The following is a 25,790-nucleotide window of genomic DNA, read 5'->3' as shown; positions in this document are numbered from 1 at the left end:
CGCTTGAAGCAGGGTTGAGAGCGGGAGAGGGTGCGTTCAGCGCTTCATCGAGTCGAAGAAGTCCTTGTTGGTCCGGGTGCTTTTCAGCCGTTCCAACATAAATTCCATCGCTTGCAACTCGTCCATCGGATGCAGCAGCTTGCGCAGTATCCACATCTTCTGCAGGTCGTCCGCCTCGGTCAGCAGCTCCTCGCGGCGGGTGCCGGAACGGTTGATATCGATGGCCGGGAATACCCGTTTCTCGGAAATTCGCCGGTCAAGATGGATTTCCATATTGCCGGTACCCTTGAATTCCTCGTAGATCACATCGTCCATGCGCGATCCGGTGTCGATCAACGCGGTGGCCAGGATGGTCAGCGAGCCGCCTTCCTCGATATTGCGCGCCGCGCCGAAAAAACGCTTGGGCTTCTGCAGGGCGTTGGCGTCCACACCGCCGGTCAATACCTTGCCGGAAGCCGGCACCACTGTGTTGTAGGCCCGTGCCAACCGGGTGATGGAATCCAGCAGGATGACCACGTCGCGCTTGTGCTCGACCAGCCGCTTGGCCTTGTCGTTCACCATTTCCGCAACCTGCACATGGCGGGTGGCCGGTTCGTCGAAGGTGCTGGCGATCACCTCGCCACGCACCGAACGCTGCATTTCGGTCACTTCCTCCGGCCGTTCGTCGATCAGCAGTACAATGAGATAGCACTCGGGATGATTGGCGGCGATGCTCTGGGCGATATTCTGCAACATCACGGTCTTGCCGGCCTTGGGGGGCGAGACGATCAAGCCGCGCTGGCCTTTGCCGATGGGCGAGATCAAGTCGATCACCCGGGCGGTGATATCCTCGGTGCTGCCGTTGCCGCGCTCCAGCGATAGCCGATCGTTGGCGTGCAGCGGCGTCAGATTCTCGAACAGTACCTTGTTCTTGGACGCTTCCGGCGGCTCGAAATTGATGTCGCCGACCTTGAGCAGGGCAAAGTAGCGTTCGCCTTCCTTGGGTGGGCGGATCTTGCCGCTGACCGTATCGCCGGTGCGCAGGTTGAAGCGGCGGATCTGGCTGGGAGAGACATAGATGTCGTCAGGGCCGGCCAGATAGGAACTGTCGGCGGAGCGCAGGAAACCAAAGCCGTCCTGCAGAATTTCCAATACACCGTCGCCGTAGATATCCTCGCCGTTCTTGGCCAGCGCCTTGAGAATCGCGAAGATCACGTCTTGTTTACGGGACCGCGCCGTGCCTTCGAGCCTCAGTTCCTGCGCGATGGCGATCAGTTCGGCGGCGGATTTCTTTTTGAGTTCGGTCAGATTCATGGAAGCTACGTGCTCGGGGCGGCGGGCGCCGGCGGGGTGCGTCCGCGGAGAAGGGTCGGAGGTTCGCGTGTCGGGAAGCCAGCCGGGTAACGGCGGAGCGGGGTATGGAATGATCGTTATGGCGGTATTTGATCGCGGCGCGCTAGGTAAGCTAGCACGGCCGCGAAACGGCGTCCAGCCACGGGCGGGCGAACGCCGGAAGTTTAACGCAGGTTGCTGTCGAGGAAGGCGGTCAGTTGCGACTTGGAAATGGCGCCAACCTTGGTGGCTTCGACGTTGCCGTTGTGAAACAACATCAGGGTGGGAATGCCGCGGATGCCATACTTGGGTGGCGTACCCTGATTTTCGTCCACGTTCAGCTTGCAGATCTTGACCCGGCCGGCGTACTCCCCGGCGATCTCGTCCAAAATCGGCGCGATCATCCGGCAGGGCCCGCACCACTCGGCCCAGTAGTCCACCAGGACCGGTTGTTCGGCCTTGAGTACTTCGGCCTCGAAGGTTTCGTCGGTGACATGCACAATTTGCTCGCTCACGGAAGGATCTCCGGTTCGGGATGGGAAGGGCGGCGGACCGCTCGCGCGGGTCGGCGGATGCGCGAAAACGGATGGGTTACGATATGGTCGGGAAGGTCCAGGAGGGACCCACCGCCACGGCGCGACCGCGAAAATCCACGGCGCGCGGCGTTCAACGGAGGATATTGTGGCAAAATAATCCATCGAGGCACAAATTTCTTTCGATATTCCGCCAAAATTCAAATGTGGTGCCCCCAAACCCCGCTCATTCGGGATCATCTTTCACTCATGCAAAAAGACCATTTGACTCATATCCCATTTTCCTCGCTCGGCCTGAACGATGCGCTGCTGGAGAGCGTGGAAGATGCTGGCTTCGTCCACTGCACGCCGATTCAGGCCGCTACCTTGCCGCTGGCGATCCAGGGCCAGGATGTCGCCGGCCAGGCCCAAACCGGTACCGGCAAGACCGCCGCTTTTTTGTTGGCCGCCCTACACCACTTGATGGAAACTCCGGTTCCCGAAGACGAGGCTGGTCCCTGGACCCTGGTGATTGCTCCCACCCGCGAGTTGGCGGTGCAGATCCACCGTGATGCCGAGCTGCTGGGTCGCTACACCGGTCTCAAGTGCGCCGTGGTTTACGGCGGAACCGGCTACGACAGCCAGCGCCGTCAGCTCGAAAGCGGCGTGGACGTGCTGATCGGTACGCCCGGTCGCCTGATCGACTACCACAAGCAGGGCGTCTACAGGCTGTCCAACATCGAAGTGGTGGTGCTGGACGAGGCCGATCGCATGTTCGATCTGGGCTTCATCGCCGATATCCGCTACCTGTTGCGCAAGATGCCGCCCCCCGGTCAGCGCATCAACATGCTGTTCTCCGCCACCCTGAGCAACCGGGTCATGGAACTGGCTTACGAGCACATGAACAACCCGCAGGTGGTGCGGATCGAAGCCGAGCATGTGACCGCCGACAAGGTCCGCCAGGCCCTGTATCACGTTTCCGGTCACGACAAGATCCCGCTGTTGCTGGGAGTGCTGCGCCAGCAGGCGCCCAAGCGGACCATGATCTTCGTCAACACCAAGCGGGCGGCCGACCGGGTGACCGGGTATTTGCTCGGCAACGGTTATGAAGCCGGCGTGCTGTCGGGCGATATTCCCCAGCACAAGCGTTTGCGCCTGCTGGAATCGTTCCAGCGCGGCGAGCTGCCGATTCTGGTGGCGACCGACGTGGCGGCGCGCGGCCTGCACATCGCGGATGTGACTCATGTGATTAACTTCGATCTGCCGCAGGAACGAGAGGACTATGTGCATCGCATCGGCCGCACCGCCCGCGTGGGTGCCAGCGGCGACGCCATCAGCTTCGCCTGCGAAGAGTATGTCTACTCGCTGCCGGAGATCGAGGACTTCATCGGCCAGAAAATTTCGGCGCTGCCGGTGACCGAAGAGCTGCTGTTGGAGTACAAACCGCCCAAGCGACTCGAGCACCGCCGTCCGCCGCCATCCGGTGGCGACCGCCCCCGTGGCCGCGCGCCGCACCGGCGACCGGCTCGTACCTGAGCGGATGCTGGTGGAGAGATCGGAAACATAATGGAAAGCCAAGCTTTCAGGGGTGGCGTGGCAAGCGGCCATCCGCGCGTGACCGCGGCAGCCTGTGAGGTTCTGCGTGCCGGCGGCAACGCCTTCGACGCGGCGGTGGCGGCCGGTTTCGCCGCCGCCGTGGCCGAGCCGGCACTAACCAGCCTCGGTGGCGGTGGTTTTCTGCTGGCCCGTACCGCACAGGGGCGGGCGATGGTGTTCGATTTTTTTGTGGATACGCCGGGGCGGGGTTTGCAGCCCAGCCAGTTGGAGCCGCACTTTCTGCCGGTCACGGTGCGCTTTCCCGGCAGCGAGCAGATCTTTAACGTCGGCATGGGCTCGGCGGCGGTGCCCGGCGTGCTGCGGGGTTACCTGCATGTCCACCGGCGCTTGGGTCGCCTGCCGCTGCGTGAGGTGCTGGCGCCGGCCATCGAACTGGCACGCGATGGAGTCTCGATCAACGCCAAGCAGGCTTATTTCCTGGATCTGCTGACGCCGATCATGACCCTGACCGCCGCCGGGCGGGCGCTGTTCCAGCCGGACGGACGCTATCTGGGCGAGGGCAATGTGTATCGCAACCCGGAGCTGGCGGCGTTTCTGGAAACCCTGCCGCGCGAGGGCGAGCGGGAGTTCTACGAGGGCGAGCTGGCCCGCCGCCTCATCCTCGACATGAGCGAAGGCGGCGGCTTGCTGACCGCGGCCGATCTGGCCGCCTACCGGGTGATCGAGCGAGAGCCGCTGCCGGTGGACTATCGCGGTTGCCGGTTGTTGAGCAACCCGCCGCCTTCCTTCGGGGGTTCGCTGATCGCGCTGTCGCTGCGCCTGTTGGAAGCGCGCGACGTGACCGGACTCGGTTTCGGATCTCCGACGCATCTGGCGTTGCTGGTGGCGGTGATGGAGGAAGTGGATCGCCGCCGCGCCGAAGGCTATCTCAGCCCGGCCGATCTGGGCGGGCCGGGCTTGAACGAAAGCACGGAGCGGGTGCGTACCGCGTCCGGCGGCACGACCCACGTCAGCGTCTGCGATGCCGAAGGCAACGCCGCCAGCATGACCACCTCCAACGGCGAGGGTTCCGGTTACTGCGTGCCCGATACTGGGATCATGCTCAACAATATGATGGGCGAGGACGACCTGCATCCGGAGGGCTTTCACGTCAGCCCGCCGGGCATGCGGGTGGCCTCGATGATGGCGCCGTCGCTGCTGTTGGTCGACGATCGGGTCCGGTTGGTTTTGGGCAGCGGCGGCAGCAAGCGCATCCGCACCGCCATGTTGCAGGTGATCAGCAACGTGGTGGATTTCGCCATGAGCCCGCGCGCCGCGGTCGAGGCGCCGCGCCTACACTGGGATGGTCAGTGTGCGCAGGTGGAACCGGGTTTCGCCGAGGCGGATCTGGTGAATTTTGCGGCGCGCTGGCCGCTCAACCGCTGGCCGGTGCAAGACGTGTACTTCGGTGGGGTCAACGCGATGGCTCCCGATGGCCAGGGAGCGGGCGACCCGCGACGCGGCGGTCATGCGGCCGCGATGGATCGAACTTAGAAACTGGCATGGGTATTTTGGAGTAACTACATGGATCTAAAGGAATATTTGTTGGTTCTGGCCCGTCGAGACGGTTCCGATATTTACCTGAGCGTGGGTGCGCCGCCTTGCGCCAAGTTTCAAGGGGTGTTGCGCGCGCTGGACAAGGAGCCATTGCCTCATGGTCGAGTCAAGGAAATCGCCTATTCGATTCTGCATCCAGAGCAGATCAAGGAGTTCGAGAAAACACTGGAGCTGAATTTGGCGATCAGCGAGCCTGGGGTGGGGCGGTTTCGAGTCAACATCTTCAAGCAGCGCGGTGAAGTGTCGATGGTGATTCGCAACATCAAGACTGACTTGCCCAACGTCAAGGAATTGGGGTTGCCGCCGGTTTTGAGCGAGGTGATCATGTCCAAGCGCGGACTGATCCTGTTTGTCGGCGGCACCGGTTCGGGTAAGTCCACCTCGTTGGCGGCGCTGATCGATCATCGCAACACCCATAACGGCGGGCATATCATCACCATCGAGGACCCCATCGAATTCATCCACCGTCACAAGCGTTCCATCGTCAACCAGCGCGAGGTTGGCGTGGATACGCTCAGTTATGCCGACGCCCTGAAGAATACCTTGCGACAAGCCCCGGACGTCATTCTGATCGGCGAAATCCGCGACCGCGAGACCATGGAGCATGCGTTGGCGTTCGCGGAAACCGGCCACCTCGCGATTTCCACCCTGCACGCCAACAGCGCCAATCAGGCGCTGGATCGGATCATCAACTTCTTCCCCGAGGAACGGCGTCCGCAATTGCTCACCGATCTGTCGGCCAATCTACGGGCTTTCGTCTCGCAGCGCTTGATTCCAACGGTGGATGGCAAGCGAGTGGCGGCGATCGAGATTTTGCTGCATTCGCCGATGGTGGAGACACTGATCAAGCGCGGCGAGGTGGCCGGGCTCAAGGAAATCATGGAGAAGGCGACCGGGATGGGGATGCAGACTTTCGATCAGGCGTTGTTCGAGTTGCATAAGGCCGGCAAGATCAGTTTCGAGGAGGCGATCAAGAACGCCGATTCCGCCAACAACCTGCGGTTGCGGATCAACCTCTCTGGTGAGGCGCCGGGCGCCGAGAAGCCAGGCGGCGTGGGGTTGTCGCTGGAAGCCCTGGCGGAACCCGAGGAAGAAGAAAAGCCTGTGCCAGGGGTGGCGAGTCCACGCACTTCGCCGCGTCCGGGGATCGGCTAGCGTGGCGGTGATGGATTCCTCGTCCATTCTCGAGGTGCCGGTTTGGGTCCGGGGGCTTATTTTCGACTGCGACGGTACGCTGGCCGATACCTTGCCCGCCCATTACGCGGCTTGGGAAGAAACCTTCGCCGCGTTGGGCTTGGCGTGTCCGCTGGAATTCCTGATCCGGCACAACGGCAAGCCCACCGCGCTGATCGTTGCGTTGTACAACGTGGAGTTTGGCCGGCATATCGATGTGGAACGGTTTACCGCCGACAAGGAGCAGCGAACCCTGGCGCGGTTACGGCAGGCGCGACCCATGGAACCGGTGGTAGCGCTGGCGCGGCGTTACCATGGCCAGATGCCGATGGCGGTGGTGTCTGGCAGTAACCGCGCCAATGTGGAGCAGACGCTACGGGTGATCGGTGTGCGAGAGTTATTTCTGGCGGTGCTGACCGCTGATGACGGGTTGCCGCCGAAACCCGAGCCCGATTTGTTCCTGGAAGCGGCGCGCCGGATCGGCGCCGAACCGTGCTATTGCCAGGTGTTTGAAGACGCCGACGCTGGTTTGGAGGCCGCCCGCCGCGCCGGTATGCTGGCCACCGATGTCCGGCCGGTCGTGGGCGGTTGTTGACGGATGCATCTCACGCCGCGATCCCGCTCAATCGCAGCAGCGGTTCAATACGTGGTTCCCGGCCGCGAAACGCGACGAAGCTGGCTAGCGCCGGCCGCGAACCGCCCACCTCCAGAATGTTTTCCCGAAACCGTGCGCCGGTCGCGGCATCGAAGATTCCGTTCTCCTCGAAGGCGCTGAAGGCGTCGGCCGACAGCACCTCGGCCCATTTGTAGCTGTAATAACCCGCCGCGTAGCCCCCGGCGAAAATGTGGGTGAAGGCGTTGGCGAAACGGTTGTAAGCCGGCGGCAGGATGACCGCCACTTGCTGACGTACCGCGTCGAGCACTTCCCGCACTCGTCCGCCCCGCGCCGGGTCGTAGTCGCGGTGCAGCCGGAAGTCGAACAGCGCGAATTCCAGTTGCCGCGCCATGAGGATTCCCGCCTGGAAATGCTTGGCCGCCAGCATCCGTTGGTACAGATCTTCCGGCAGAGGCGCGCCGGTTTGGTAATGTCCGGCCAGCAGATTCAGTGCTTCGCGCGACCAGCACCAGTTTTCCAAAAACTGGCTCGGTAGTTCCACCGCGTCCCATTCCACGCCGTGGATGCCGGTCACCGGCAGGTAATCGATCATGGTCAGCAGGTGGTGCAGCCCGTGCCCGAACTCGTGGAACAGGGTCTGCACTTCGTTATGAGTCAGCAGCGCCGGTTCGTCGTCCACCGGCGGCGCGAAGTTGCAGACCAGATAGGCAACCGGTAGTCGCGTGACGCCACTCAAGACCCGTCGCGGCAGGCAGCCGTCCATCCACGCGCCGCCGCGCTTGTGCGGACGAGCGTACAGGTCCAGGTAGAACTGGCCGCGTTGGGTGCCGGCGCCATCGACGATTTCGTAGGCGCGAACCTCGGGATGCCAGACTTCGATAGAGTCCAGCGGGTGAATGACGATGCCGAACAACCGTTCCGCCACCGCGAACAGCCCCGGCAGCACTCGGGTGATGGGGAAGTAGGGGCGCAATTCTTCCTGCGATAAGCGATGACGGTGCTGGCGCAGTTTTTCCGAGTAATAGCCGATATCCCAGGCTTGGAGGTCGTCCATGCCGAAATGGTCGTGGGCGAAACGCCACAACTCGTCCAATTCCCGTTGCCCTTGCGGTTGGGCGCGGCGGGCCAGGTCGCCGAGAAAGGCCAGCACTTGGTCCGGCGAGTCGGCCATCTTGGTGGCCAGCGAATAGTCACTGTAGTCATGGAAACCCAGCAGTTGGGCTACTTCGTGACGCAGCGCCAGAATGCGCTCCATGACCGCGCCGTTGTCCCATTGGCCGGCGTTCGGTCCCTGGTCGGAGGCGCGGGTGCAGTAGGCGTCGTACAGGGTCCGCCGCAGCTCCCGATCGTCGGCGTAATTCAGTACCGGTAGATAGGACGGTAATTCCAGCGTCAGCAGCCAGCCGTCGAGACCGCGCCGCCGGGCGGCTTGCCGGGCCAGGGCCTTGGCCGATTCCGGTAGCCCGGCCAGTTGCGCCTCGTCGCTGAGGTGTTGGGTCCAGCCCTGGGTGGCGTCCAGCACGTTTTCCGAGAACTTGGCGCTCAGTTGCGCCAGTTCCTGCATGATCGCTCCATAGCGATCGCGCGATTCCATCGGCAGGGTGATGCCGGACAGTCGGAAGTCGCGCAGGGCGTTGTCGATGACCTTGCGCTGCGCCGGATCGAGCCGGGCGTATTCCGATCCGTCGGCGATTTGCCGGTAGGCACGATACAGCCCTTCGTGTTGGCCCAGTTCGGTGTAGTACGCGCTGAGCTTGGGCAGGCAGGCGTTGTAGGCGGCGCGTAACGCCTCGGAATCGCGGACTGAGTGCAGGTGGTTGACCGGTGACCATGCTTTGCTCAAGCAGTCTTCCAGCTCTTCCAGCGGCTGGATCAGATTGTCCCAAGTGTAGGTATTGTGGGCGGCCAGCAATCGTTCGAGCACGACACGATTGTCGGCCAGTACGCGATCAATGGCGGGTTCGATATGCTCGGGCTGGATGGCGGCGTAGCAGGGCAGGTCGGCGGCGGTCAGCAATGGATTAGTCATCGTGTGAACGTTGTCTTTGCGTTGGAGAGATTACTTAAGATGAATCGAATCCCAGATTTTCCCAACCCATGACCGCTGTTTGGACCAGTTGGCAATAAAGCCTTTTTCTAAAAAGAAAGCTTTATATTGTTTATCATCTTTCATGATATGCTGTTTTAACCACTGTCTTAGAAAACTCATGAGATCAAGGTCAATGGGTGTTCCTTCATTGAATTTATTTTGAATCTTAATGAGTTCTTCCTTGAGCTGTTCGTGGTGTTGCTGGTGGGCGGCGGTATCGGGATAATCAAATATGCGAAACAGGCTTTCCTCGACTGCAAAATGGATAATCGTGTATTGTGCCAGTTCGTTTAAGATGCTACCAATGATTAAACGATCAGGTTTGTTTAAGATCGCTTTGTTATATAATTGATTAATTAATGCGACAAGGATCTTGTGTTGCTCATCGAGTTCCTGAATGCCTACGCTGAGTTCTTGTGACCAGGTTATATATTCTTGTGTAGTGGACATGGCGGATTTTTTCCTATTCGTTTAATGTGGTTAATAGAGGCTATGTGTTGGGTGGTTCCAATGATTGATGAGGTATTCGAATTTTTGGAAAGCCAAGGTTTTTCCAAGATCTTTCGAATTTGCTCTGAGCCGCGCTTTCTGGTTTTCGATTCCCGCATGAGTTGTGGCTGATTCATGGATGGAATCTCCCAATCGCCTTTAAAAGAGATTGAGAGAATATTAGCCTACCATTAGTGGCTCCATGGATTCAAGTAGGGTTTTTCTGGTTCCATTAGGTGAGGTTCAACCGAAGATTGATATTAAGTAGCCTATTGCCAGCAGTGTCGCCAGTAGCAGCAGCGCCGCGCGCCAGTAGAAGTAATTGATCAATCGGCTTTCCTTGCGAAAGGCGGCGATAATGAACGGTCGGCTGGTATCGCCAGGGTCGGCTATTAAGTGAACGTCCGGTTGGGTTGCCTGTTGCAACTGTTCCCGCTGGACTTGCCGGTAGGCCGCGCGGCGAGCGGCTTCCCATTCGTCGGGATCGATCCGGCCATTGCGACGGCGGTCGAACAGCGCCATCCGTCGTGGATCGCGTTTCCAGTGCTCCAGCAGTTCCGCGACTTCGCGCCGGGTATCGGGCGCTTCTCGCAGACCGCCGACGGTGCGGAACAAGCCGATGACGTGCAGATCCTCGTCGGGCAGGATGCGTTGCTCGGTATAGCGGTACGTAGCGCCGATGCCCCAGAGGGCATGGGTGCGCGCCCCGCCGAGATTACCGTACCAGACCTCGCGGCGAGTCTTGATGCAGTCGGCGCCTTCGGGGTCGATCACGCATTGGGCGGTGCCGTCGTCAAGTAAGAACAGACTGTCGCTCTCGCCGGAATCCACCGGCCACCAGCGGTTGCCCGAAGTGCGTTCCTCTACCCGGTAACGGTACCAGGCGCAGGGCAGGTAGCTGAGTGGCGCCAGGATCGGTGGTCCCGGCAACAGTCGGGCGCGACCGTAGAGTTCCACGTAGCCCTGCGGCGCCGAACGGATGCGGGCGATGGGGGTGTCGGCCAGTCGCCAGGCTCGCCGCCCGAAATGCAGCGCGCCGTACAGACCGAAGATCGCGGCGACCATGATCAGCGCCAGCAACGGAGCCGGCGACAATGACCCGGCGTGACCCGCCGCCGGGACTGGGTGCCGCAGCAACAGAAAGAAACCGAGCCAGAGGGCGGCGAACAGCAGCGTCGCTTTTAGGCTGGGCCGGTACATCGGGTCGTTCCGCGCCGCTCAGCGGAACAGACTGACGAGATCGACATCCTGTTTTTCCGGTTCGGAGAATTCCAACAGCCGGAATGGTCCGAAGTTGAAGAAACGGGCGATCAGCACGTCCGGGAACTGTTCGATGCGGACGTTGTTCAGGTTGACGCTGTCGTTGTAGAACTCCCGACGGTCGGCGATGGCGTTTTCCAGGCCGGTGATGCGGCTTTCCAGATGGCGGAAGTTGTCGTTGGCGCGCAGTTCGGGATAGGCCTCGGCCACCGCGAACAACTGACCCAGGCCAAGCCGTAACTGGCTTTCGGCCGCTCCCAGCGCCGGCAGGTCGCCGCGCTGCTGGGCCTCGGCCACTCCCCTGCGAGCACGCATCACCGCTTCCAGAGTGTCCTGCTCGTAGCGCATGTACTGCTTGCAGGTTTCGACCAACTTGGGTAGTTCGTCGTGACGCTGTTTGAGCAGCACGTCGATGTTGGACCAGGACATACCGACGTTATGTTTGAGGTTGACCAGGCGGTTGTAGATGACGATGCCGTACAGGATCAGCAGCACCAAGGCGATGGGTAGAACGAGGCTGAACGGGTTCATTGATGGCCAGAAGAGACGGATAGGGGATAGTAAACGGGATTAATTATCGCCAAATTATATGCCAATCTGACTGACGGTGCGGGAAGAAAGGCGCGCTAGCGCCGTGGAGAGACAAGCCATGCCGCTCTGGTTGAAGGGGATACTGATCGGATTCGCCATCGCCGCGCCGGTGGGGCCGATTGGGTTGTTGTGCGTGCAGCGCACGCTAATACGCGGTCGTTGGTCGGGCGTGCTATCCGGCTTGGGCGCGGCCAGTGCCGATGCCGTTTACGGCTGCGTTGCCGGCTTCGGACTGGCGTCGCTGGCGCATCCGCTGCTGGCCTGGCAAGGGGAACTGCAAGCGGTCGGCGGCCTGTTCCTGCTGTACCTGGGCTGGCGGACTTGGCGGACCCCGCCAGCCAGCGAGCAGGCGCGCGTTCACCTCAGCCGCGCCGGACTATTGGGCGATTACCTGTCCACCCTGGTGCTGACCCTCGCCAATCCGGTTACCGTGCTGGCGTTTCTGGCGATTTTCGCCGGGCTGGGTCTGGCCGCCGAAGGACGGGATTTCGCGGCGGCCGGGGTGCTGGTGCTGGGGGTGTTCGCCGGCTCGCTGCTGTGGTGGCTGCTGCTGGCCGGAGGGGTCGGGTTGCTGTGTGGGCGACTGACCCCGGTGGCGCTGGGCGGGATCAACCGCGTTTCGGGGGTGCTGATCGCCGGCTTCGGGCTTTGGGCGCTGGCTTCGGCGGTTTGGGGCTAGGAGCGGGAGCGCTGGCGGTAGCGTTGTCCGCGCCAATCGTCCGCAGGTGCCGCTCCCGCAAGCGCCGGTAGTTCTGGGCCGAGTATTCAAGAAACTCCAACTCACGCTCGTTCAGCGGCCGGACCTGCTTGACCGGACTGCCAACATAGAGAAAACCGCTTTCCAGCACCTTGCCGGGCGGCACCACGCTGCCGGCGCCGATGGTCACTCGTGACCGCACCACCGCCCTGTCCATGATGATCGAGCCCATGCCGATCAGGCAGTAATCCTCGACGGTGCAGGCGTGGAGGATGACCTTGTGGCCGACCGTGACATCGTTGCCGATGAGGGTCGGCTGACCGCCCGGGCAGAAGCGGCTGTCATGGGTGACGTGAATGACGGTGCCATCCTGAATGCTGGTGCGCGCGCCGATGCGGATGCGCTGAATGTCGCCGCGGATTACGCTCATCGGCCAGACCGAGCTGTCTTCTCCGATTTCGACATCGCCGATGACCAGAGCCATGTCATCAACGTAGACGGTGGCATGAATTTGCGGGGTGTGTTGTTCGAAAGGACGGATTGCCATGGGAGCAGTTCTCATGCAAGGGGCGAATTGTTGGATGGTTTGTGGCCCTTCGACCTTCAGCGCATCGTGACCAGTTCTTCGGCGCTGGTCGGATGGATGGCGACGGTGTCGTCGAAATCGCGCTTGGTGGCGCCCATGCGGATGGCGACCGCAAAGCCTTGCAGCATCTCGTCGGCGTTCTCGCCGATGAGATGGCAACCCACGATCTTTTCCTCCGGGCCGACGCACACCAGTTTCATCGCGGTCGGCGGCTTACGCTGGGTAAAGGCGTGATACATCGGTCGGAAGCGGGTCTGGTAGACCCGCGTCGCCGTGCCGTGTCGTTGCCGCGCCTCCTCCTCGGTCAGCCCGACCGTAGCGATGGGCGGATGACTGAACACCACGCTGGGAATGTTTTCGTAAGACAGATGCCGTTCCGGTTGCTGGCCGAACAGCCGGTCGGCCAGCCGGCGGCCGGCGGCGATTGCCACCGGAGTCAGAGGAAAGTGTTCGGTCACATCGCCGATGGCGTAAATGCCGGCGACGTTGGTGTTCTGATAGGGATCGGTCGGGATCGTGCCGTTCGGGTTCGCCGTCACTCCCGCCGTCGCCAGATCGAGCGTGTCGGTATTGGGATCGCGGCCGATGGCCCACAACAGCGCATCCACTTCCAGGGTATTTTCCCGTCCGTCGCAATGCAGGCTGAGCGCGCCCTTGGCCAGTCGCGCCACCGCGTTGATCTGAGTGCGCGTCAGCACATGGATGCCGTCCTCGCGCAGTCGCTCCATCAGTTGCTCGCGCAGCATGGCGTCGAACGGCCGTAATACCTGATCCTTGCGCACCAGCAGCGTCACTTCGGCGCCCAGCGCGTGCAGCATCCCGGCCAGCTCCACCGCGATGTAACCGCTACCGACGATGGCGATCCGTCGCGGACAGGCGTTCAGTTCGAAAAAGCCGTCGGAGGTGATGCCGAACTGAGCGCCGGGCACTTGGGGAACCCGTGGTCGGCCGCCGGTGGCGATGACCAGATGGTCGGCGCTATAGCGCTGGTCGCCCACCGTCAGTGTGCGGGCATCGGCGAAACGACCGAACCCACGGATCAGTTCGACCCCCGCCTCGGCCAGATAGCCCAGATACCATTCGTTGATGTTGCGCACGAAAGCGTCACGGCCACTCTTGAGCTTTTTCCAGTCGAAGTCGAAATAATCCAGCCGGAAGCCATAGCCGGGCGCATCGTCGAGCGCATGAGCCAGATGGGCGGCGTACCACATGATTTTCTTGGGCACGCAGCCGACATTGACACAGGTGCCGCCGAGCCGGTCGGCTTCGATCAGGGCACAGCGAGCGCCATGGCGGGCCGCCCGTTCCGCCACCGACAGGCCGCCACTACCGCCGCCGATGACGATCAGGTCGTAATGCTGGGTCATGCATCCTCCGAATGGTGAGCGTAATGATCATGCTGGCGATAATCCGGGCGTCGGGAGAGGCGGCCAAGCGGCGGCATCCCGCGCGCAATAGCCGTTACTATAGCGTGTGCCTGGTGGATCTGCCGGGTGGGCCGAACAAGACCGGAGGTGATCGATGCGTGGGTTCGGATGGGGTTTCATTTTACTGCTGTGGCCATTGTGGGTCGGTGCGGGCGAGCTGCACTGGCGAGGGCAACTGACTCAGGGCGGTCTGATCATCGGGCAGGCTCCGCCGGGTACTCGGCTGGAACTGGATGGGCAAGCGGTGCCGGTGGCGCCGGAAGGGGCGTTTGTGTTCGGGTTTCATCGCGATGCGCCGCCGGTGGCACGCTTGCGCGCGGTGTTTCCGGACGGAAGTCGGGACGATCGACAATTGACGATCTCGTCGCGCCAGTACAACATTCAGCGGCTCAATGGCTTGCCGCCGAGCAAGGTCACTCCGCCGCCCGCTAGGCTGGAGCGTATCCGCCGGGAAAATGCCCAGGTGGCCGCGGTCCGTCGGAAGGAGATTCCCCGAGCGTATTTCCTGAGCGGCTTTGCTTGGCCGGTCACCGGCCGCATCAGCGGGGTGTACGGCAGCCAGCGTATTCTCAACGGCGAACCTCGCCAGCCGCATTACGGCGTCGATGTCGCCAGGCCGGTCGGCACGCCGGTACGCGCCCCGGCCGACGGGATCGTTACGCTGGCCGAACCGGATTTGTACTATAGCGGCGCCACATTGATTATCGATCATGGCTATCAGTTGAGTTCCACGCTGATGCATCTGAACCGGATTGATGTCCGGGTCGGACAGTCGGTGCGCAAGGGCGATGTGGTCGCCACCGTGGGTAAGAGCGGCCGAGTGACCGGTCCGCATCTGGACTGGCGGATGAATTGGCGCGCGGCGCGAATCGATCCGGCATTGATCGTGCCGCCGATGCCGTGAAAAGAACAGGGACAAGGGACGTGGAATAGTCGAATTTTTGCAATAAAAATGCCCCTCTCCTGCTCAGAAGAGGGGCATGGGTAAGGCCGACGGTTTTACGCCATCGGCATTGCCGGCAGGGGTTGCAGCTTCCAAATCTCGGCGTTGTACTCCCGCATGGTGCGGTCGGTGGAGAACTTGCCACTGAACGCCGTGTTGAGAATGCTCATCCGCGCCCATTTTTCCTGATCCTGGTACGCCAGCGAGGCCTGCTGCTGGGCCTCGATGAAGCCGTGCAGGTCGGCGATGGTCAGCCACGGATCGTGTGGGCTGGTCAGCGAATGCAGGATCGGGTCGAAGATGCCCTTTTCGAACTGGTTGAAGTGGCCGCTTTCCAGCAGGTGCATGATCCGGGCGATGTCGGCATCGGCGTTGATGATGGCGACCGGGTTGTAGTCCCGCCGCCGTTCTTCCACTTGCTGCGCCGTCAGGCCGAACAGGAAGAAGTTCTCGTCGCCGACTTCCTCGCGGATTTCGATGTTGGCGCCGTCCAGGGTGCCGATGGTCGCGGCGCCGTTCATCATGAACTTCATGTTGCCGGTGCCCGACGCTTCCTTGCCGGCGGTGGAAATCTGCTCGGACAGATCGGTGCCGGGGCAGATGATCTCCATCGCGGTGACTCGATAGTTAGGCAGGAAGGCCAGCTTCAGCTTGTCGCCGACCTCGGGGTCGTTGTTGATGACCTTGGCGATGTTGTTGGTCAGCTTGATGATCTGCTTGGCCATGTAGTAGCCGGGCGCCGCCTTGCCGCCGATCAGCACGCAGCGTGGGGTCCAGTTGGCGGTATCGCCGCGCTTGATGCGGTCGTACAGGTGAATGACGTGCAGCAGGTTCAGCAACTGGCGCTTGTACTCGTGCATGCGCTTGACCTGTACGTCGAACATGGCCTTGGTGTTGAAGACCACGCCACAGTCGGCTTCGACCAGACTGGCCAGACGGACCTTGTTATCCTGCTTGATCCCCCGCCAGCGTGCCTGGAATTTGGGGTTGTCGGCATGCGGCGCCAGTTTGCGCAACTCGTCCAGGTTGGTGATCCAGCCGGAGCCGATGGTTTCGGTGATCAGCGCGCTCATGCCAGGGTTGCAACTGGCCATCCAGCGCCGCTGGGTGACCCCGTTGGTCTTGTTGTTGAACTTCTCCGGCCACAATTCGTAGAAGTCGCGGAACAGCCCTTGTTGGAGCAGCTCCGAATGCAGCGCGGCCACGCCGTTGACCGAGATGCTGCCGACGATGGCCAGATAGGCCATGCGGACTTGCTGTTCGTAGCCTTCCTCGATCAGCGACATCCGACCCTGACGTTCGATGTCGCCGGGCCAGTGGCTGGCGACTTCGGCCAGGAAGCGGGCGTTGATTTCGTAAATGACGTCCAGCAGCCGGGGTAGCAGTTGCCGGAACAGCCGCACCGGCCAGCGTTCCAGCGCTTCGGGCAACAGGGTGTGGTTGGTGTAGGCCATGACTTTGTTGGTGATGTTCCAGGCTTCGTCCCAGCCCAGATCGTGCTCGTCCATCAGCAGGCGCATCAGTTCCGCCACCGCGATGGTGGGGTGGGTGTCGTTGAGCTGGAAACAGTTCTTCGCGGCGAACTGGCTGAAATCCTCGCCATGGACCCGCACCCATTGCCGGAGCACGTCCTGCAGGCTGGCGGAGGCCAGGAAGTACTGCTGGCGCAGCCGCAACTCCTTGCCGCTCTCGGTGGCGTCGTTGGGGTAGAGCACCATGGTGATGTTTTCCGCCATGTTCTTGGCGCCCACGGCGTCGGTATAACTGCCGGCGTTGAAGTCTTCCAGATCGAATTCGTCGGTGGCGGCCGAGGACCACAGCCGCAGGGTGTTAACCGTGCCGTTTTGATAGCCAGGGATCGGGAAGTCGTAGGGCACGGCCAGTACGTCATGGGTATCCAGCCAGCGCCAGCCCATATCGCCATTGGCTTTCATGTGGCTTTCGGTGCGACCGCCGAACTTGATCCGCTGCGTGTATTCGGGCCGCTCCAGATCCCACAGGGTGCCGCTGCGCAGCCAATGATCGGGTTCCTCGACCTGATAGCCGTTTTCGATGCGCTGGCGGAACATGCCGTAGGCGTAGCGGAGACCGTAGCCGATCACCGGTAGCCGCAAGGTGGCGCAGCTATCCATGAAGCAGGCCGCCAGTCGCCCCAGGCCGCCGTTGCCCAGCCCGGCGTCGTTCTCGCACTCGGCCAGTTCCTCCAGGGTTAGGCCCATGTCGTACAGTGCCTTGTTGACCGGTTCGGAGACGCCCAGATTGAGCATGGCGTTGCCCAGGGCCCGACCCATCAGGAATTCCAGGGACAGGTAATACGCCCGGCGCACGCCACCGTCCGCCTCGTAGGCATAGCGGGTGTTCTTCCAGCGCTCCCACAGTCGATCGCGCAGGGTGAGCACCAGGGCTTCGTACATGTAGTAGGTGTACTTGGTATGCCGGTCGCGGCCCAGGGTGTGGCTGAAATAATGCCGGAAGTCGGCGGCGATGCTTTTGGCGTCCATGCCCAAGGGCGGCAGTTCGGTCAGCCAGGATGCTGGCGTGCTTCTTTCTACGGTCTGGATCGTCATGGCGGTAAAGTCCGTTGCATGGGTTATGGGATTGGAAGCCGGTGCCGGGCCGGATGGCGTCAGAGAGACTTGGGTGGTTTTTATTAACCGCAACCCGCGGCTCGCGGTCTGTCGTTCGCTGAACGTCATAGAAACGATAGTCGGGCGATTGCCAATTGCAAGGCATCGTCGATGTCGCCTTGGGAACAATCGCGGACGCGGGATTCCCGGCCGCGGGCATGGCGGCGGGTATCGGGGGGTGCGGGTACAATCGGCGGCGGGCCGGCCAATCGACCCGGGGCAGGCGGCGGAACCGGCGGGGCGGGTTGCTACTCGAGGCAGTGAGCAGCCTGTTCGCGGGTATAGAAATGCCCGAAACGGATGAAGCCGGCGACGATGCTGGATTTGACAGCGGTGATATGGCCGCGGGGGTTGCGACCCAGTACCAGATGATCGGGCAGGCCGTCCAGGGCGTGGAAGGGGGCTGGAGTGCCGTCGGCCCAACAGGAACAGTAGACCGCGCCGGTTTCCCGATCCAGAAAGCCGGGGATGAAACCGCAGTGCTGGTTGGCCGAACTAATACCGCCGGTGCCCGCAAATGACTGATTTTCGGCTTCCAGCGTTTGCAAAGTCAGCGTCTGTGCCATGATCATGCCCTCGCGCCTTGGCAATGAGCTAAGCCTGGAATCGTTCTGTATGAATAGCGAGTATTAAAAAAACAACGATTTGCCATTGTGAGACATCTTGTTGCAATTTTAGTCTAGAAGTTTTTTTCGAGACAAACAACCTAAATTGCAAGCCCATCGTCGCCGATTTGTCATCGATATGTCATCACGGCGCTTTCGCATCGGTCCGGAGGACGTTTTGCGTGATTGAAGTTCCCCATCTTTACGTCGCCCTGTCCGGCCACGGTTTCGGGCATTTGGCGCAAGCGGCGCCAGTGCTGAACGCCCTTCGCCAGCATCATCCGGCGATTCGCCTGACCGTGCAGAGCCTGCTGCCGGAGCCGGTCTTGCGCGGGCGGATCGCGGGCGAATTCGCGGTCGTGGCCGGCGCGGCCGATTTCGGCATGGTGATGGTGGATGCGCTGGACGTGAAAGTCGCGGACAGCCTGGCCGCCTATCGGGCTTTCCATGGGGAGTGGGAGGCGCGGCTGGACTGGCAAGAAGATCAGTTGCGGCAAGCGGCGCCGGATCTGCTGCTGGCCGATATTCCCTATCTGAGCCTGGCGGCGGCGGCCCGATTGGCGATTCCGGCGCTGGCGCTGTGTTCGCTGAACTGGGCGGATATTCTGCAAGGCTACGGTGCCGCTGCCTCCGATCTGGCGGCGCTGCGCGCGCCGATGTTGGCGGCCTACAATAGCGCCGTGGCCTTTCTCCAGCCGGCGCCCAGCATGCCGATGCCGAATTTGCGCAACGCCCGGCCGATCGGCCCCATCGCCGCCCTGGGCCGGAACCGGCGGCCGGAGATCGATCACCGGCTCGGCTTGCGTGGCGGCGAGACGCTGGTGCTGATGGGTCTGGGGGGCGTGAACCTGCGCCCACCGCTGGAGACGTGGCCGGCGCTGGCGGGCGTGTGCTGGCTGATCCCACCGGACTGGGGCCAGGTGGCGCGGCCGGATGCGCGGAGCTGGGAGGCATTGACGGATTGCTCGATGCTGGATCTGATCCGCTCTTGCGACGTGCTGTTCACCAAGCCCGGCTACGGTGCCTTCGCCGAGGCAGCGTGCAACGCGACCCGAGTGCTCTATGTCGGGCGCGACGACTGGCCGGAAGAGCCATGGTTGAGCCGCTGGCTGACGGAGCACGCTAACGCGGTTAAGATCGACCGCCGGCAACTGGCGAGCGGCGATTTGGCCGAACCTTTGCGGGCGCTGTTGGCGCAGCCGGCCAAACCGCCGGTGGCGCCGTCCGGCACGATTGAGGCCGCCGGCTGGCTGGAGCGGTCGCTCTATGCGTTCGGCTCCTGATACGCCGCGCGGATGGCCCGCATGCTGGTCGCCGCGCCCGAGCTGAGCTTGTGATCCACGAAGCGAGTGACGTTGGTGTCGCTGGGGTTGATTTCCACGGTGGGGATACCCGCCTGGCTGGCTTGCACCAGGGGGCCGGCGATGTAGGGAAAGACGCTGGTGGTGCCAATGCTGAACACGAGATCGAAGCCTTGGTCCAGTTCCCGATAAAGATGCTGGATGGCGTGCGACGGCAGTGTTTCGCCGAACAGCACCACTCGCGGTCGCACCAACGCGTGGCAGCGCGGGCAGGCGGGAGGAATGTCCAGTTGGCTGTAGTCGGCAACCGTGGCGGAATAGTCGCAACGGGTGCAGTACAGGTCATGGACATCGCCGTGCATCTCGATGAGATTGCGGCTACCGGCGTCGCGATGGAAACCGTCGATGTTCTGGGTCAGCACGCAGACCTCGAACTGATCCTGCAAGTTGGCGATGATGGCGTGCGCATCGTTAAAGCGCGCGCCACGGCAGGAATTTTCGATCTGATGCAGGTACTTCCAGGTAATGTGCGGGGCGGCTTCGAGCATCGACCCGGACAGAGCGGTTTCGATCGAGAAGTTTTCCTCGGTCAGTTCGTTGTTGTACAGCCCGCCGATGCCGCGATAGGTCGGCAGGCCGGAATCGGCGGAGATGCCCGCGCCGGTAATAAACAGCAGCCGACGGGCTCGGCGCATTGCCGTGACGATGTGGGCGACAGTGGTTGAATCGGGATCGTTCATGGCGCAGCCTCGCTGGGACAGTGGGGAATCCGCGAAAATTTTAATGCTTTCCGGTGCGCGTCCAAAGCTCGTTTGTGGCCCACTACGCTGGTTTCCGGCTGGCGCGGCGCCTGGACGTGCCCTGGATCGAGACCTGCCACACTTTTTTCGAGGAGTCTGGCGCTGCTGGCGTTTTACCAACAGATCCGGGCGGGCCGGGTCCCGGTCTGACGGTGGGTTGGGAATCCGAACGCGCCCGCCGCTGGCGATTTGGGATACCGCCGGCGGGTGGGTCAGCCGTTCAGTAATCCGTAGAGCGCCTCGAACTCGCGGCTGAGTTTGTGCTTGGGATCGAGATGGATCATCGGTCGAGCCTGAGCGTGCGACTCGCGAATCTTGATCGAGGCCGACAGGAAGGCGTCCAGCACGGGCAGACCCTCGGAACGCAGCTCCTCGACCAAGCGTACCGGCAGGTTGGCGCGGGCCTGGTAGTGGTTGACCACGATGCCTTCCACCCGCAGCGTGCGATTGTGATCGGCCTGGATTTCGCGGACGCTGTCCATCAGGGTGTACAGGGCGCGGCGGGAGAAGTCGTCGCAATCGAAGGGGATCAGGCAGGTATCGGCGGCGATCAGCGCCGATCGGGTGTAGAAATTCAGCGCCGGCGGGGTGTCGATGAAAATGTCGTCGAATTCCTTGAGGGTGTCCAGCGCCTCGCGCAGCTTGTACATCTTGTAGCGGGATTCCAGCTTGAGTTGCAGTTCCTCCAGTCGAGGATCGGACGGCAACACGCCCAGGTTGGGGAAAGACGTCGGCGTGACGTAGGCCTCCGGTTTGTCGGGAAACAGCTTGTAGGCCAGGATGTCGTCGAAGAAGTGGGCGAGGGTTTTTTTCTGCTCGTCCAGGGCGTTGCCCAGCAGATAGCGGGAGGCATTGGCCTGTGGGTCCAGGTCCACCAACAGGGTCCGCCGCCCGTGCGCCGCGCCGATGGCGGCCAGATTGCACGCGATGGTGGATTTACCCACTCCTCCTTTCTGATTGAAGACGACTCGGCGCATGGCGGTTTCCGTGGTTTTAATGTGGTTTCAGGCAAGTGTAGTCAAGCCGCGCGGAGGCGTCGAGAGGATGGAGCGGTCGGATCGGTTTCCGGTGATCGCCGCGACGGTCGCCAGGCTAAATTTTTCCCGGAGAGATCGAAGACGGTATTTGTGCGGCGCAACAATTATTGCTATAGTGGAATTGCCCGATGTCAAGGGGTTTCGCCAAGCAGAAATAATCATGAATATCGTAGATGACCCGACGCTTGCGCTTCTCAGTCGTTTTGTGGGGGACACCCACGACCTGCAACTGTCCGACGCGGAATTTCTGCTGCAACAGGTTGCGGCCATCGAACGCTATATCCGGTCATTTCCCGCCGAAGAGCGGCAGGCGCGGGCGCTGGAATGGATAGAGACCTACGCCTTGCAGTATCGCCGGCAGTGGCGGAGGCAGGCCGTGATCGATGCCCTGGCCCAGATGCGATGCGTCGATTGCCCGTTGACGGGGGGTGATGAGTCGTCGCCATGCGCCATTCACGCCCGCTGGCTGAATCTGTTGCGGCGCTACGCCGACGAGGAGCTTTCCTCGCATGACTACGTGGAATCGGTGCTGAATTTGCTCCGCGCCTACAAGCATCAATTGAGGGTGAGCGAGATCCGCCGGCGGTCGCAGCCGCGGCGAGCGGCCCGATGTCCGATCTCGGCGAACGGATAGCGCCACCATGCGGGCAGGTTTCCGGGTGGCTGGATGGGTGCTGGTGGTTCCGTTGCTGCTGGTTGCCTGTCAGGCGCTGGATTACGAAGGCCAGGCTCCCGCCTATCGCATTCCGGCCGGAACCGTGCTCGACCTGCATCGGGATCTGATCGTTCCGCCGGGTCAGGCGGGTGTCAACATCCAGGGCACGGCCATCGGCGATCGGTATCGCTACGATGCCGTCTGTCGGCTGGAGGTGTTGACCGTCAACGATTCGCCGCGCCCCGTACAGGCCGACCGCTTTACGGTGGAACGGGTCGGCCGCGAGTGGGAGATCTTTTCCAGTCGTCGGGTTTCGGGTTTGCGTTACGTCGGCCTGTTCGAGCGGGAGGGCCCTCATCTGCTGTTGTTCACCACTTACCTGTACCTGCGTTCGGAACGGCAGCCGGATGTGTTCCGACTGGCCTGCGGGCACTTGCAGAACAGTGATCAGAACCCGCGCCACCTGAGCGTGGCGGAAATCCGCGCCACGCTGGCGCCGGTCATGAGCCTGGATTAGCGGGCGTAGCGGGCTTTCCGGTCGCGACCTACAGCAAAAATAGCGTCGCCAGCCCCAGAAAGATGAAAAAACCCATGCCGTCGGTGATAAAGGTCAGCAGCACGCTCGACCCCAACACCGGATCGCGTCCCAGCCGGTGCAGGATCAGGGGAATGGCGACTCCCACCAGCGCCGCCAGCAGCAGGTTCAGCAGCATGGCCGCCGCCATCACCAGCCCCAGCGGCAGGTTCCAGTACAGCAGATAGGCGAACAGCCCCACCGTTGCCCCCCACACCGCGCCGTTCAGCAAACCGACGCCGATCTCCTTGAAGACCAGATGCCAGGTGTTCTCCGGGGTAATTTCGCCCAGCGCCAGGCCACGTACCACCAGCGCGGTGGTCTGATTACCGGAGTTGCCACCGATGCCGGCCACGATGGGCAAAAGCGTGGCCAGCGCCACGATCTGGGTGATGGTGGCCTCGAACAGGCCGATGGCCCGCGAGGCGATGAAGGCCGTGCAGAGGTTGACCGACAGCCACAGCCAACGGTTGCGGGCGCTGTCCCAGATCGGTGCGAACAGGTCTTCGTCGCCGCGCAGGCCGGCCATGTTTAGCACGTCTTCCTCGGACTCCTCGCGGATGTAGTCAATGACCTCGTCCACCGTCAGCCGGCCGACCAGCTTGCCGCGTTCGTTGACCACCGGCGCCGACACCAGATCGTAGCGTTCGAAGGCCCGAGCCGCATCGTCGGCGTCGTCGTTGCAGTTGAACACCACCGGCTCGGCCAGCATCAGCTCGACGATCCGTTTCTGCGGATCATTGAGCAGCAGGGCTCGCAGCGGCAGCACCCCCTTGAGCAGGTGGCGACCGTCGACCACAAACAGGCTGTCGGTGTTGGGGGGTAGATCGTTCCGGCCGCGCAGCAGCAGCAGTACCTGTTCGACCTGCTGGTTTTCGCGCACCGTCAACACATCCTGACTCATCAAGTGGCCGACCGCATCTTCCGGATAGGCCATGGTGGCTTGCAGCCAATCGCGATCGTGGGCGTTCAACGACAGCAGGACTTCGGTCAGGATGTCCTCGGGCACCGCCTCGGCCAGTTCGGTCAAATCGTCGGGGTCGAGCTGCCCCAGGAGCCGCGCCAGCGCCGGTCGCTCCAAAGCCTCGATCAGCGAATCCCGCACCGCATCCGAGACTTCCAGCAGCACCTCGCCGCCGCGGCCGTCCTCGATCTGCCGCCAGACCAGCAAACGCTCGCCCAGCGGCAGCGCCTCCAGGATGTAGGCGATGTCCGCCGGATGCAGGCTGCGCAGCTTGAGTTGCAGTTCGACCAGGTGCTGGCGGTGCACCAGCGATTCGATCAGGTTGTGGCGAGGGCTGGCGCGGTCGCGATCCACCAGGGTCTCGACCAGCCGGTGCTTCTCCAGCAGATGGACAATTTGCCGCAGGTGCTCCTCCACCCTGTGAGTGGATTTGCGGGAGGCGGCGGTATCGGTCACGGCAGGGTTGTGGGTCCGGGATGGTGGGATGGCGCTCAACCGGCGACGTGCTCGTGCCCGCCGTAGCGGCGAATCACGTAATTGGTCACGATTTGCTGGAATTCGGCGGCGATATTCTCGCCCTTGAGCGTTACGGTTTTTGCGCCATCCACGTAGACCGGCGCCACCGGCACTTCGCCGGTGCCCGGCAGGCTGATGCCGATGTGGGCCTGCTTGCTCTCGCCGGGGCCGTTGACCACGCAGCCCATCACCGCCACGGTCAGATCCTCGACACCGGGATAGCGCCCGCGCCAGACCGGCATCTGCTCGCGCAGGTAGCCCTGGATCTGCTGGGCCAAACGCTGGAAATAGTCGCTGCTGGTGCGCCCGCAGCCGGGGCAGGCCACCACCGCCGGGGTGAACGCGCGCAGCCCCATCGCTTGCAGGATTTCCTGGGCAACGATCACTTCCTGGCCGCGGCTACCGCCCGGTTCGGGGGTGAGCGAGATGCGGATGGTATCGCCGATGCCTTCCTGCAATAGCACCGCCAGCGCGGCGGTGGAGGCGACGATGCCCTTGCTGCCCATGCCGGCCTCGGTAAGACCGAGGTGCAGCGGGTAATCGCAGCGCGCCGCCAGCTTGCGGTATACCGCAATCAAATCCTGTACTCCGCTCATCTTCACCGACAGGATGATCCGGTCGTGACCCAAACCGATTTCCTCGGCCCGCGCCGCGCTGTCCAGCGCCGAGAGGATCATCGCCTCGTGCATAACCTCGCCCGCCGGCTGAGGTTCCGACAGGCGGGCGTTGTCGTCCATCAGCCGCGCTGCCAGTTCCTGATCCAGACTGCCCCAGTTGACCCCGATCCGTACCGGCTTGTCATGCCGGCCGGCGATTTCGACGATGGTGGCGAACTGCTCGTCTTTTTTCCTGCCACGGCCGACATTGCCGGGGTTGATGCGGTACTTGTCGAGCAGTTCGGCGCAGGCCGGATATTTGCTCAGCAGCCGGTGGCCGTTGAAGTGAAAGTCGCCGATCAGCGGCACGGAAATACCTTGCGCGTCCAGCCGCTCGCGGATCGACGGCACGGCGGCGGCGGCTTCCTCGTTGTTGACGGTGATCCGCACCAGCTCCGAACCCGCTTGCGCCAGTTCCGCCACCTGAGCGACGGTCGCCGCGACGTCGGCGGTATCGGTGTTGGTCATCGACTGCACCACGATGGGCGCGTCGCCGCCGACCGTGACGGCGCCGATGCGGACGGCAACGCGGGAACGGCGCGGGATGGCAAACTCAGCACGAGCCATGGTGTGATTTCCCAAGAAGTTTCGTGAATATTCCCTCGCCATTGCGGGGAGGGATGGGGTGGGGGAAACGGTTAGCGCAAAAACTCGCGGCTGATCTCGCGGAAGCGGTCGTCGCCGGCCTGATGCAGCCATTCGAAGGCCACCATTTCACGGCTGACCACCCGCACGCCCTCGGCGCGCATCCGCTCCAGCGCCAGTTCGACATCACGCGGCGATCGGGAAGAGACGGCGTCGGCGACCAGATAGACATCCCTGCCGACCGCCCGCAAATCCAGCGCGGTCTGCAACACGCAAACGTGTGCCTCTGCCCCGATCACGATGATTTGCTGGCGTCCCAGGGCATCGATGCGCCGCATGCAGTCCCGCTCGGCGGCACAGGAAAAATGCAGCTTTTCCATGAAGGCCTCCGCCGGCAGCCGTTCGCGGATCGCCGCCACTGTGTGGCCCAGTCCTCGCGGATACTGCTCCGAGGCCAACACCGGCACCTTGAGCCGTTGGGCAATCTGGATCAGCCACGCACCGTTAGCGACAATTCGGTCGGCATCATGAACCACCGGCATCAGCCGTTCCTGAAAATCGACCACCAGCAGGCAGGAAGTTTCGATCTTCATCAACATTTGCGTTCTCCCACAGAGGTTGGA

24 protein-coding genes are annotated in these 25,790 nt (G+C 62.4%); 9 read left to right on the top strand and 15 right to left on the bottom strand.

Annotated elements, in window-relative coordinates:
* Positions 1 to 36: 36 nt before the first annotated feature.
* Positions 37 to 1,293, bottom strand: coding sequence for a transcription termination factor Rho (rho, locus tag IPM89_09205; GenBank protein ID QQS53103.1), 1,257 nt, complete (start codon positions 1,291 to 1,293; stop codon positions 37 to 39).
* Positions 1,294 to 1,496: 203 nt separating this feature from the next.
* Positions 1,497 to 1,826, bottom strand: a complete 330-nt coding sequence (trxA, locus tag IPM89_09200; GenBank protein ID QQS53102.1) for a thioredoxin TrxA — start codon at positions 1,824 to 1,826, stop codon at positions 1,497 to 1,499.
* Positions 1,827 to 2,093: 267 nt separating this feature from the next.
* Here trxA and IPM89_09195 point away from each other — a divergent pair, with 267 nt between their 5' ends.
* The 4 genes from IPM89_09195 to IPM89_09180 are packed head-to-tail and all read left to right on the top strand — an operon-like array spanning position 2,094 to position 6,744.
* Complete coding sequence (locus tag IPM89_09195; GenBank protein ID QQS53101.1) at positions 2,094 to 3,359, top strand: DEAD/DEAH box helicase; 1,266 nt, start codon at positions 2,094 to 2,096, stop codon at positions 3,357 to 3,359.
* Positions 3,360 to 3,389: 30 nt separating this feature from the next.
* A complete protein-coding gene (locus tag IPM89_09190; GenBank protein QQS53100.1) occupies positions 3,390 to 4,913 on the top strand; it encodes a gamma-glutamyltransferase in 1,524 nt (507 codons plus the stop codon).
* Positions 4,914 to 4,943: 30 nt separating this feature from the next.
* Entirely contained in the window at positions 4,944 to 6,131 is a 1,188-nt protein-coding gene (locus tag IPM89_09185) for a PilT/PilU family type 4a pilus ATPase (protein ID QQS53099.1), read from the top strand.
* Position 6,132: 1 nt separating this feature from the next.
* On the top strand, positions 6,133 to 6,744 hold the full coding sequence (locus IPM89_09180; protein QQS53098.1) for an HAD-IA family hydrolase: 612 nt from the start codon (positions 6,133 to 6,135) through the stop codon (positions 6,742 to 6,744).
* A gap of 10 nt (positions 6,745 to 6,754) precedes the next feature.
* Here IPM89_09180 and prlC read toward each other — a convergent pair whose 3' ends face one another.
* The 4 genes from prlC to IPM89_09160 form a co-directional block, all read right to left on the bottom strand.
* A complete protein-coding gene (gene prlC / locus IPM89_09175) occupies positions 6,755 to 8,794 on the bottom strand; it encodes an oligopeptidase A (protein QQS53097.1) in 2,040 nt (679 codons plus the stop codon).
* 30 nt (positions 8,795 to 8,824) lie between these two features.
* Complete coding sequence (locus IPM89_09170) at positions 8,825 to 9,304, bottom strand: hemerythrin family protein (protein ID QQS53096.1); 480 nt, start codon at positions 9,302 to 9,304, stop codon at positions 8,825 to 8,827.
* 282 nt (positions 9,305 to 9,586) lie between these two features.
* A complete protein-coding gene (locus tag IPM89_09165) occupies positions 9,587 to 10,543 on the bottom strand; it encodes a hypothetical protein (protein QQS53095.1) in 957 nt (318 codons plus the stop codon).
* A gap of 18 nt (positions 10,544 to 10,561) precedes the next feature.
* Entirely contained in the window at positions 10,562 to 11,134 is a 573-nt protein-coding gene (locus IPM89_09160) for a LemA family protein (GenBank protein ID QQS53094.1), read from the bottom strand.
* Between the two features lie 118 nt (positions 11,135 to 11,252).
* Here IPM89_09160 and IPM89_09155 point away from each other — a divergent pair, with 118 nt between their 5' ends.
* Complete coding sequence (locus IPM89_09155) at positions 11,253 to 11,873, top strand: LysE family transporter (protein QQS53093.1); 621 nt, start codon at positions 11,253 to 11,255, stop codon at positions 11,871 to 11,873.
* Here IPM89_09155 and IPM89_09150 read toward each other — a convergent pair.
* Both IPM89_09150 and gorA read right to left on the bottom strand, forming a co-directional pair.
* Positions 11,803 to 12,438, bottom strand: a complete 636-nt coding sequence (locus IPM89_09150; protein ID QQS53092.1) for a gamma carbonic anhydrase family protein — start codon at positions 12,436 to 12,438, stop codon at positions 11,803 to 11,805. The two genes, IPM89_09155 and IPM89_09150, sit on opposite strands and share 71 nt — an antisense overlap.
* A gap of 56 nt (positions 12,439 to 12,494) precedes the next feature.
* Positions 12,495 to 13,844 (bottom strand): glutathione-disulfide reductase, encoded by a 1,350-nt coding sequence (gorA, locus tag IPM89_09145; GenBank protein ID QQS53091.1) that lies wholly within the window; start codon positions 13,842 to 13,844, stop codon positions 12,495 to 12,497.
* 154 nt (positions 13,845 to 13,998) lie between these two features.
* Between gorA and IPM89_09140 the strand changes: the two genes are divergently transcribed.
* Positions 13,999 to 14,808 carry a M23 family metallopeptidase gene (locus IPM89_09140; GenBank protein QQS53090.1) on the top strand — a complete coding sequence of 270 codons (810 nt, stop codon included), beginning with the start codon at positions 13,999 to 14,001 and terminating at the stop codon, positions 14,806 to 14,808.
* A gap of 95 nt (positions 14,809 to 14,903) precedes the next feature.
* Here the strand turns inward: IPM89_09140 and IPM89_09135 are convergent, their stop codons facing one another.
* Positions 14,904 to 17,414, bottom strand: coding sequence for a glycogen/starch/alpha-glucan phosphorylase (locus IPM89_09135; protein QQS53089.1), 2,511 nt, complete (start codon positions 17,412 to 17,414; stop codon positions 14,904 to 14,906).
* 308 nt (positions 17,415 to 17,722) lie between these two features.
* Positions 17,723 to 18,040, bottom strand: coding sequence for a hypothetical protein (locus tag IPM89_09130; protein ID QQS53088.1), 318 nt, complete (start codon positions 18,038 to 18,040; stop codon positions 17,723 to 17,725).
* 221 nt (positions 18,041 to 18,261) lie between these two features.
* On the opposite strand from IPM89_09130, the gene IPM89_09125 reads away from it, so the two are divergent.
* A complete protein-coding gene (locus IPM89_09125; GenBank protein ID QQS53087.1) occupies positions 18,262 to 19,362 on the top strand; it encodes a hypothetical protein in 1,101 nt (366 codons plus the stop codon).
* On the opposite strand, the gene IPM89_09120 is transcribed toward IPM89_09125, so the two are convergent.
* Both IPM89_09120 and IPM89_09115 read right to left on the bottom strand, forming a co-directional pair.
* Positions 19,344 to 20,120: an NAD-dependent protein deacylase gene (locus IPM89_09120; protein QQS53086.1), complete on the bottom strand. Its 777-nt coding sequence runs from the start codon at positions 20,118 to 20,120 to the stop codon at positions 19,344 to 19,346. The two genes, IPM89_09125 and IPM89_09120, sit on opposite strands and share 19 nt — an antisense overlap.
* A 272-nt stretch (positions 20,121 to 20,392) precedes the next feature.
* Entirely contained in the window at positions 20,393 to 21,157 is a 765-nt protein-coding gene (locus tag IPM89_09115) for a ParA family protein (protein QQS53085.1), read from the bottom strand.
* Between the two features lie 220 nt (positions 21,158 to 21,377).
* On the opposite strand from IPM89_09115, the gene IPM89_09110 reads away from it, so the two are divergent.
* Together IPM89_09110 and IPM89_09105 are read left to right on the top strand one after the other, a co-directional pair.
* Positions 21,378 to 21,851: a hypothetical protein gene (locus tag IPM89_09110; GenBank protein QQS53084.1), complete on the top strand. Its 474-nt coding sequence runs from the start codon at positions 21,378 to 21,380 to the stop codon at positions 21,849 to 21,851.
* Positions 21,852 to 21,858: 7 nt separating this feature from the next.
* Positions 21,859 to 22,389 carry a hypothetical protein gene (locus IPM89_09105; protein QQS53083.1) on the top strand — a complete coding sequence of 177 codons (531 nt, stop codon included), beginning with the start codon at positions 21,859 to 21,861 and terminating at the stop codon, positions 22,387 to 22,389.
* A gap of 28 nt (positions 22,390 to 22,417) precedes the next feature.
* Here the strand turns inward: IPM89_09105 and mgtE are convergent, their stop codons facing one another.
* The 3 genes from mgtE to IPM89_09090 all read right to left on the bottom strand — a co-directional run bounded on the left by mgtE (position 22,418) and on the right by IPM89_09090 (position 25,766).
* Complete coding sequence (mgtE, locus tag IPM89_09100) at positions 22,418 to 23,866, bottom strand: magnesium transporter (protein ID QQS53082.1); 1,449 nt, start codon at positions 23,864 to 23,866, stop codon at positions 22,418 to 22,420.
* 35 nt (positions 23,867 to 23,901) lie between these two features.
* Positions 23,902 to 25,149 (bottom strand): flavodoxin-dependent (E)-4-hydroxy-3-methylbut-2-enyl-diphosphate synthase, encoded by a 1,248-nt coding sequence (gene ispG / locus IPM89_09095; protein QQS53081.1) that lies wholly within the window; start codon positions 25,147 to 25,149, stop codon positions 23,902 to 23,904.
* Positions 25,150 to 25,220: 71 nt separating this feature from the next.
* The gene (locus tag IPM89_09090; protein ID QQS53080.1) at positions 25,221 to 25,766 is read right to left on the bottom strand and encodes a hydrolase; all 546 of its coding nucleotides are present in this window, start codon (positions 25,764 to 25,766) and stop codon (positions 25,221 to 25,223) included.
* Positions 25,767 to 25,790: the final 24 nt, after the last annotated feature.

The sequence above is a fragment of the Candidatus Competibacteraceae bacterium genome, assembly GCA_016699715.1.
GTDB lineage: Bacteria > Pseudomonadota > Gammaproteobacteria > Competibacterales > Competibacteraceae > Competibacter.
This window is presented reverse-complemented; position numbering and strand designations above follow the sequence as displayed.

Bases quoted from the DNA above. Each gene is read 5' to 3' on its own strand.
- rho (QQS53103.1), bottom strand. From the start codon at position 1,293: ATGAATCTGACCGAACTCAAAAAGAAATCCGCCGCCGAACTGATCGCC.
- IPM89_09195 (QQS53101.1), top strand. From the start codon at position 2,094: ATGCAAAAAGACCATTTGACTCATATCCCATTTTCCTCGCTCGGCCTG.
- IPM89_09190 (QQS53100.1), top strand. From the start codon at position 3,390: ATGGAAAGCCAAGCTTTCAGGGGTGGCGTGGCAAGCGGCCATCCGCGC.
- IPM89_09185 (QQS53099.1), top strand. From the start codon at position 4,944: ATGGATCTAAAGGAATATTTGTTGGTTCTGGCCCGTCGAGACGGTTCC.
- prlC (QQS53097.1), bottom strand. From the start codon at position 8,794: ATGACTAATCCATTGCTGACCGCCGCCGACCTGCCCTGCTACGCCGCC.
- IPM89_09170 (QQS53096.1), bottom strand. From the start codon at position 9,304: ATGTCCACTACACAAGAATATATAACCTGGTCACAAGAACTCAGCGTA.
- IPM89_09165 (QQS53095.1), bottom strand. From the start codon at position 10,543: ATGTACCGGCCCAGCCTAAAAGCGACGCTGCTGTTCGCCGCCCTCTGG.
- IPM89_09160 (QQS53094.1), bottom strand. From the start codon at position 11,134: ATGAACCCGTTCAGCCTCGTTCTACCCATCGCCTTGGTGCTGCTGATC.
- IPM89_09155 (QQS53093.1), top strand. From the start codon at position 11,253: ATGCCGCTCTGGTTGAAGGGGATACTGATCGGATTCGCCATCGCCGCG.
- IPM89_09150 (QQS53092.1), bottom strand. From the start codon at position 12,438: ATGGCAATCCGTCCTTTCGAACAACACACCCCGCAAATTCATGCCACC.
- gorA (QQS53091.1), bottom strand. From the start codon at position 13,844: ATGACCCAGCATTACGACCTGATCGTCATCGGCGGCGGTAGTGGCGGC.
- IPM89_09140 (QQS53090.1), top strand. From the start codon at position 13,999: ATGCGTGGGTTCGGATGGGGTTTCATTTTACTGCTGTGGCCATTGTGG.
- IPM89_09135 (QQS53089.1), bottom strand. From the start codon at position 17,414: ATGACGATCCAGACCGTAGAAAGAAGCACGCCAGCATCCTGGCTGACC.
- IPM89_09130 (QQS53088.1), bottom strand. From the start codon at position 18,040: ATGGCACAGACGCTGACTTTGCAAACGCTGGAAGCCGAAAATCAGTCA.
- IPM89_09120 (QQS53086.1), bottom strand. From the start codon at position 20,120: ATGAACGATCCCGATTCAACCACTGTCGCCCACATCGTCACGGCAATG.
- IPM89_09115 (QQS53085.1), bottom strand. From the start codon at position 21,157: ATGCGCCGAGTCGTCTTCAATCAGAAAGGAGGAGTGGGTAAATCCACC.
- IPM89_09110 (QQS53084.1), top strand. From the start codon at position 21,378: ATGAATATCGTAGATGACCCGACGCTTGCGCTTCTCAGTCGTTTTGTG.
- IPM89_09105 (QQS53083.1), top strand. From the start codon at position 21,859: ATGCGGGCAGGTTTCCGGGTGGCTGGATGGGTGCTGGTGGTTCCGTTG.
- ispG (QQS53081.1), bottom strand. From the start codon at position 25,149: ATGGCTCGTGCTGAGTTTGCCATCCCGCGCCGTTCCCGCGTTGCCGTC.
- IPM89_09090 (QQS53080.1), bottom strand. From the start codon at position 25,766: ATGTTGATGAAGATCGAAACTTCCTGCCTGCTGGTGGTCGATTTTCAG.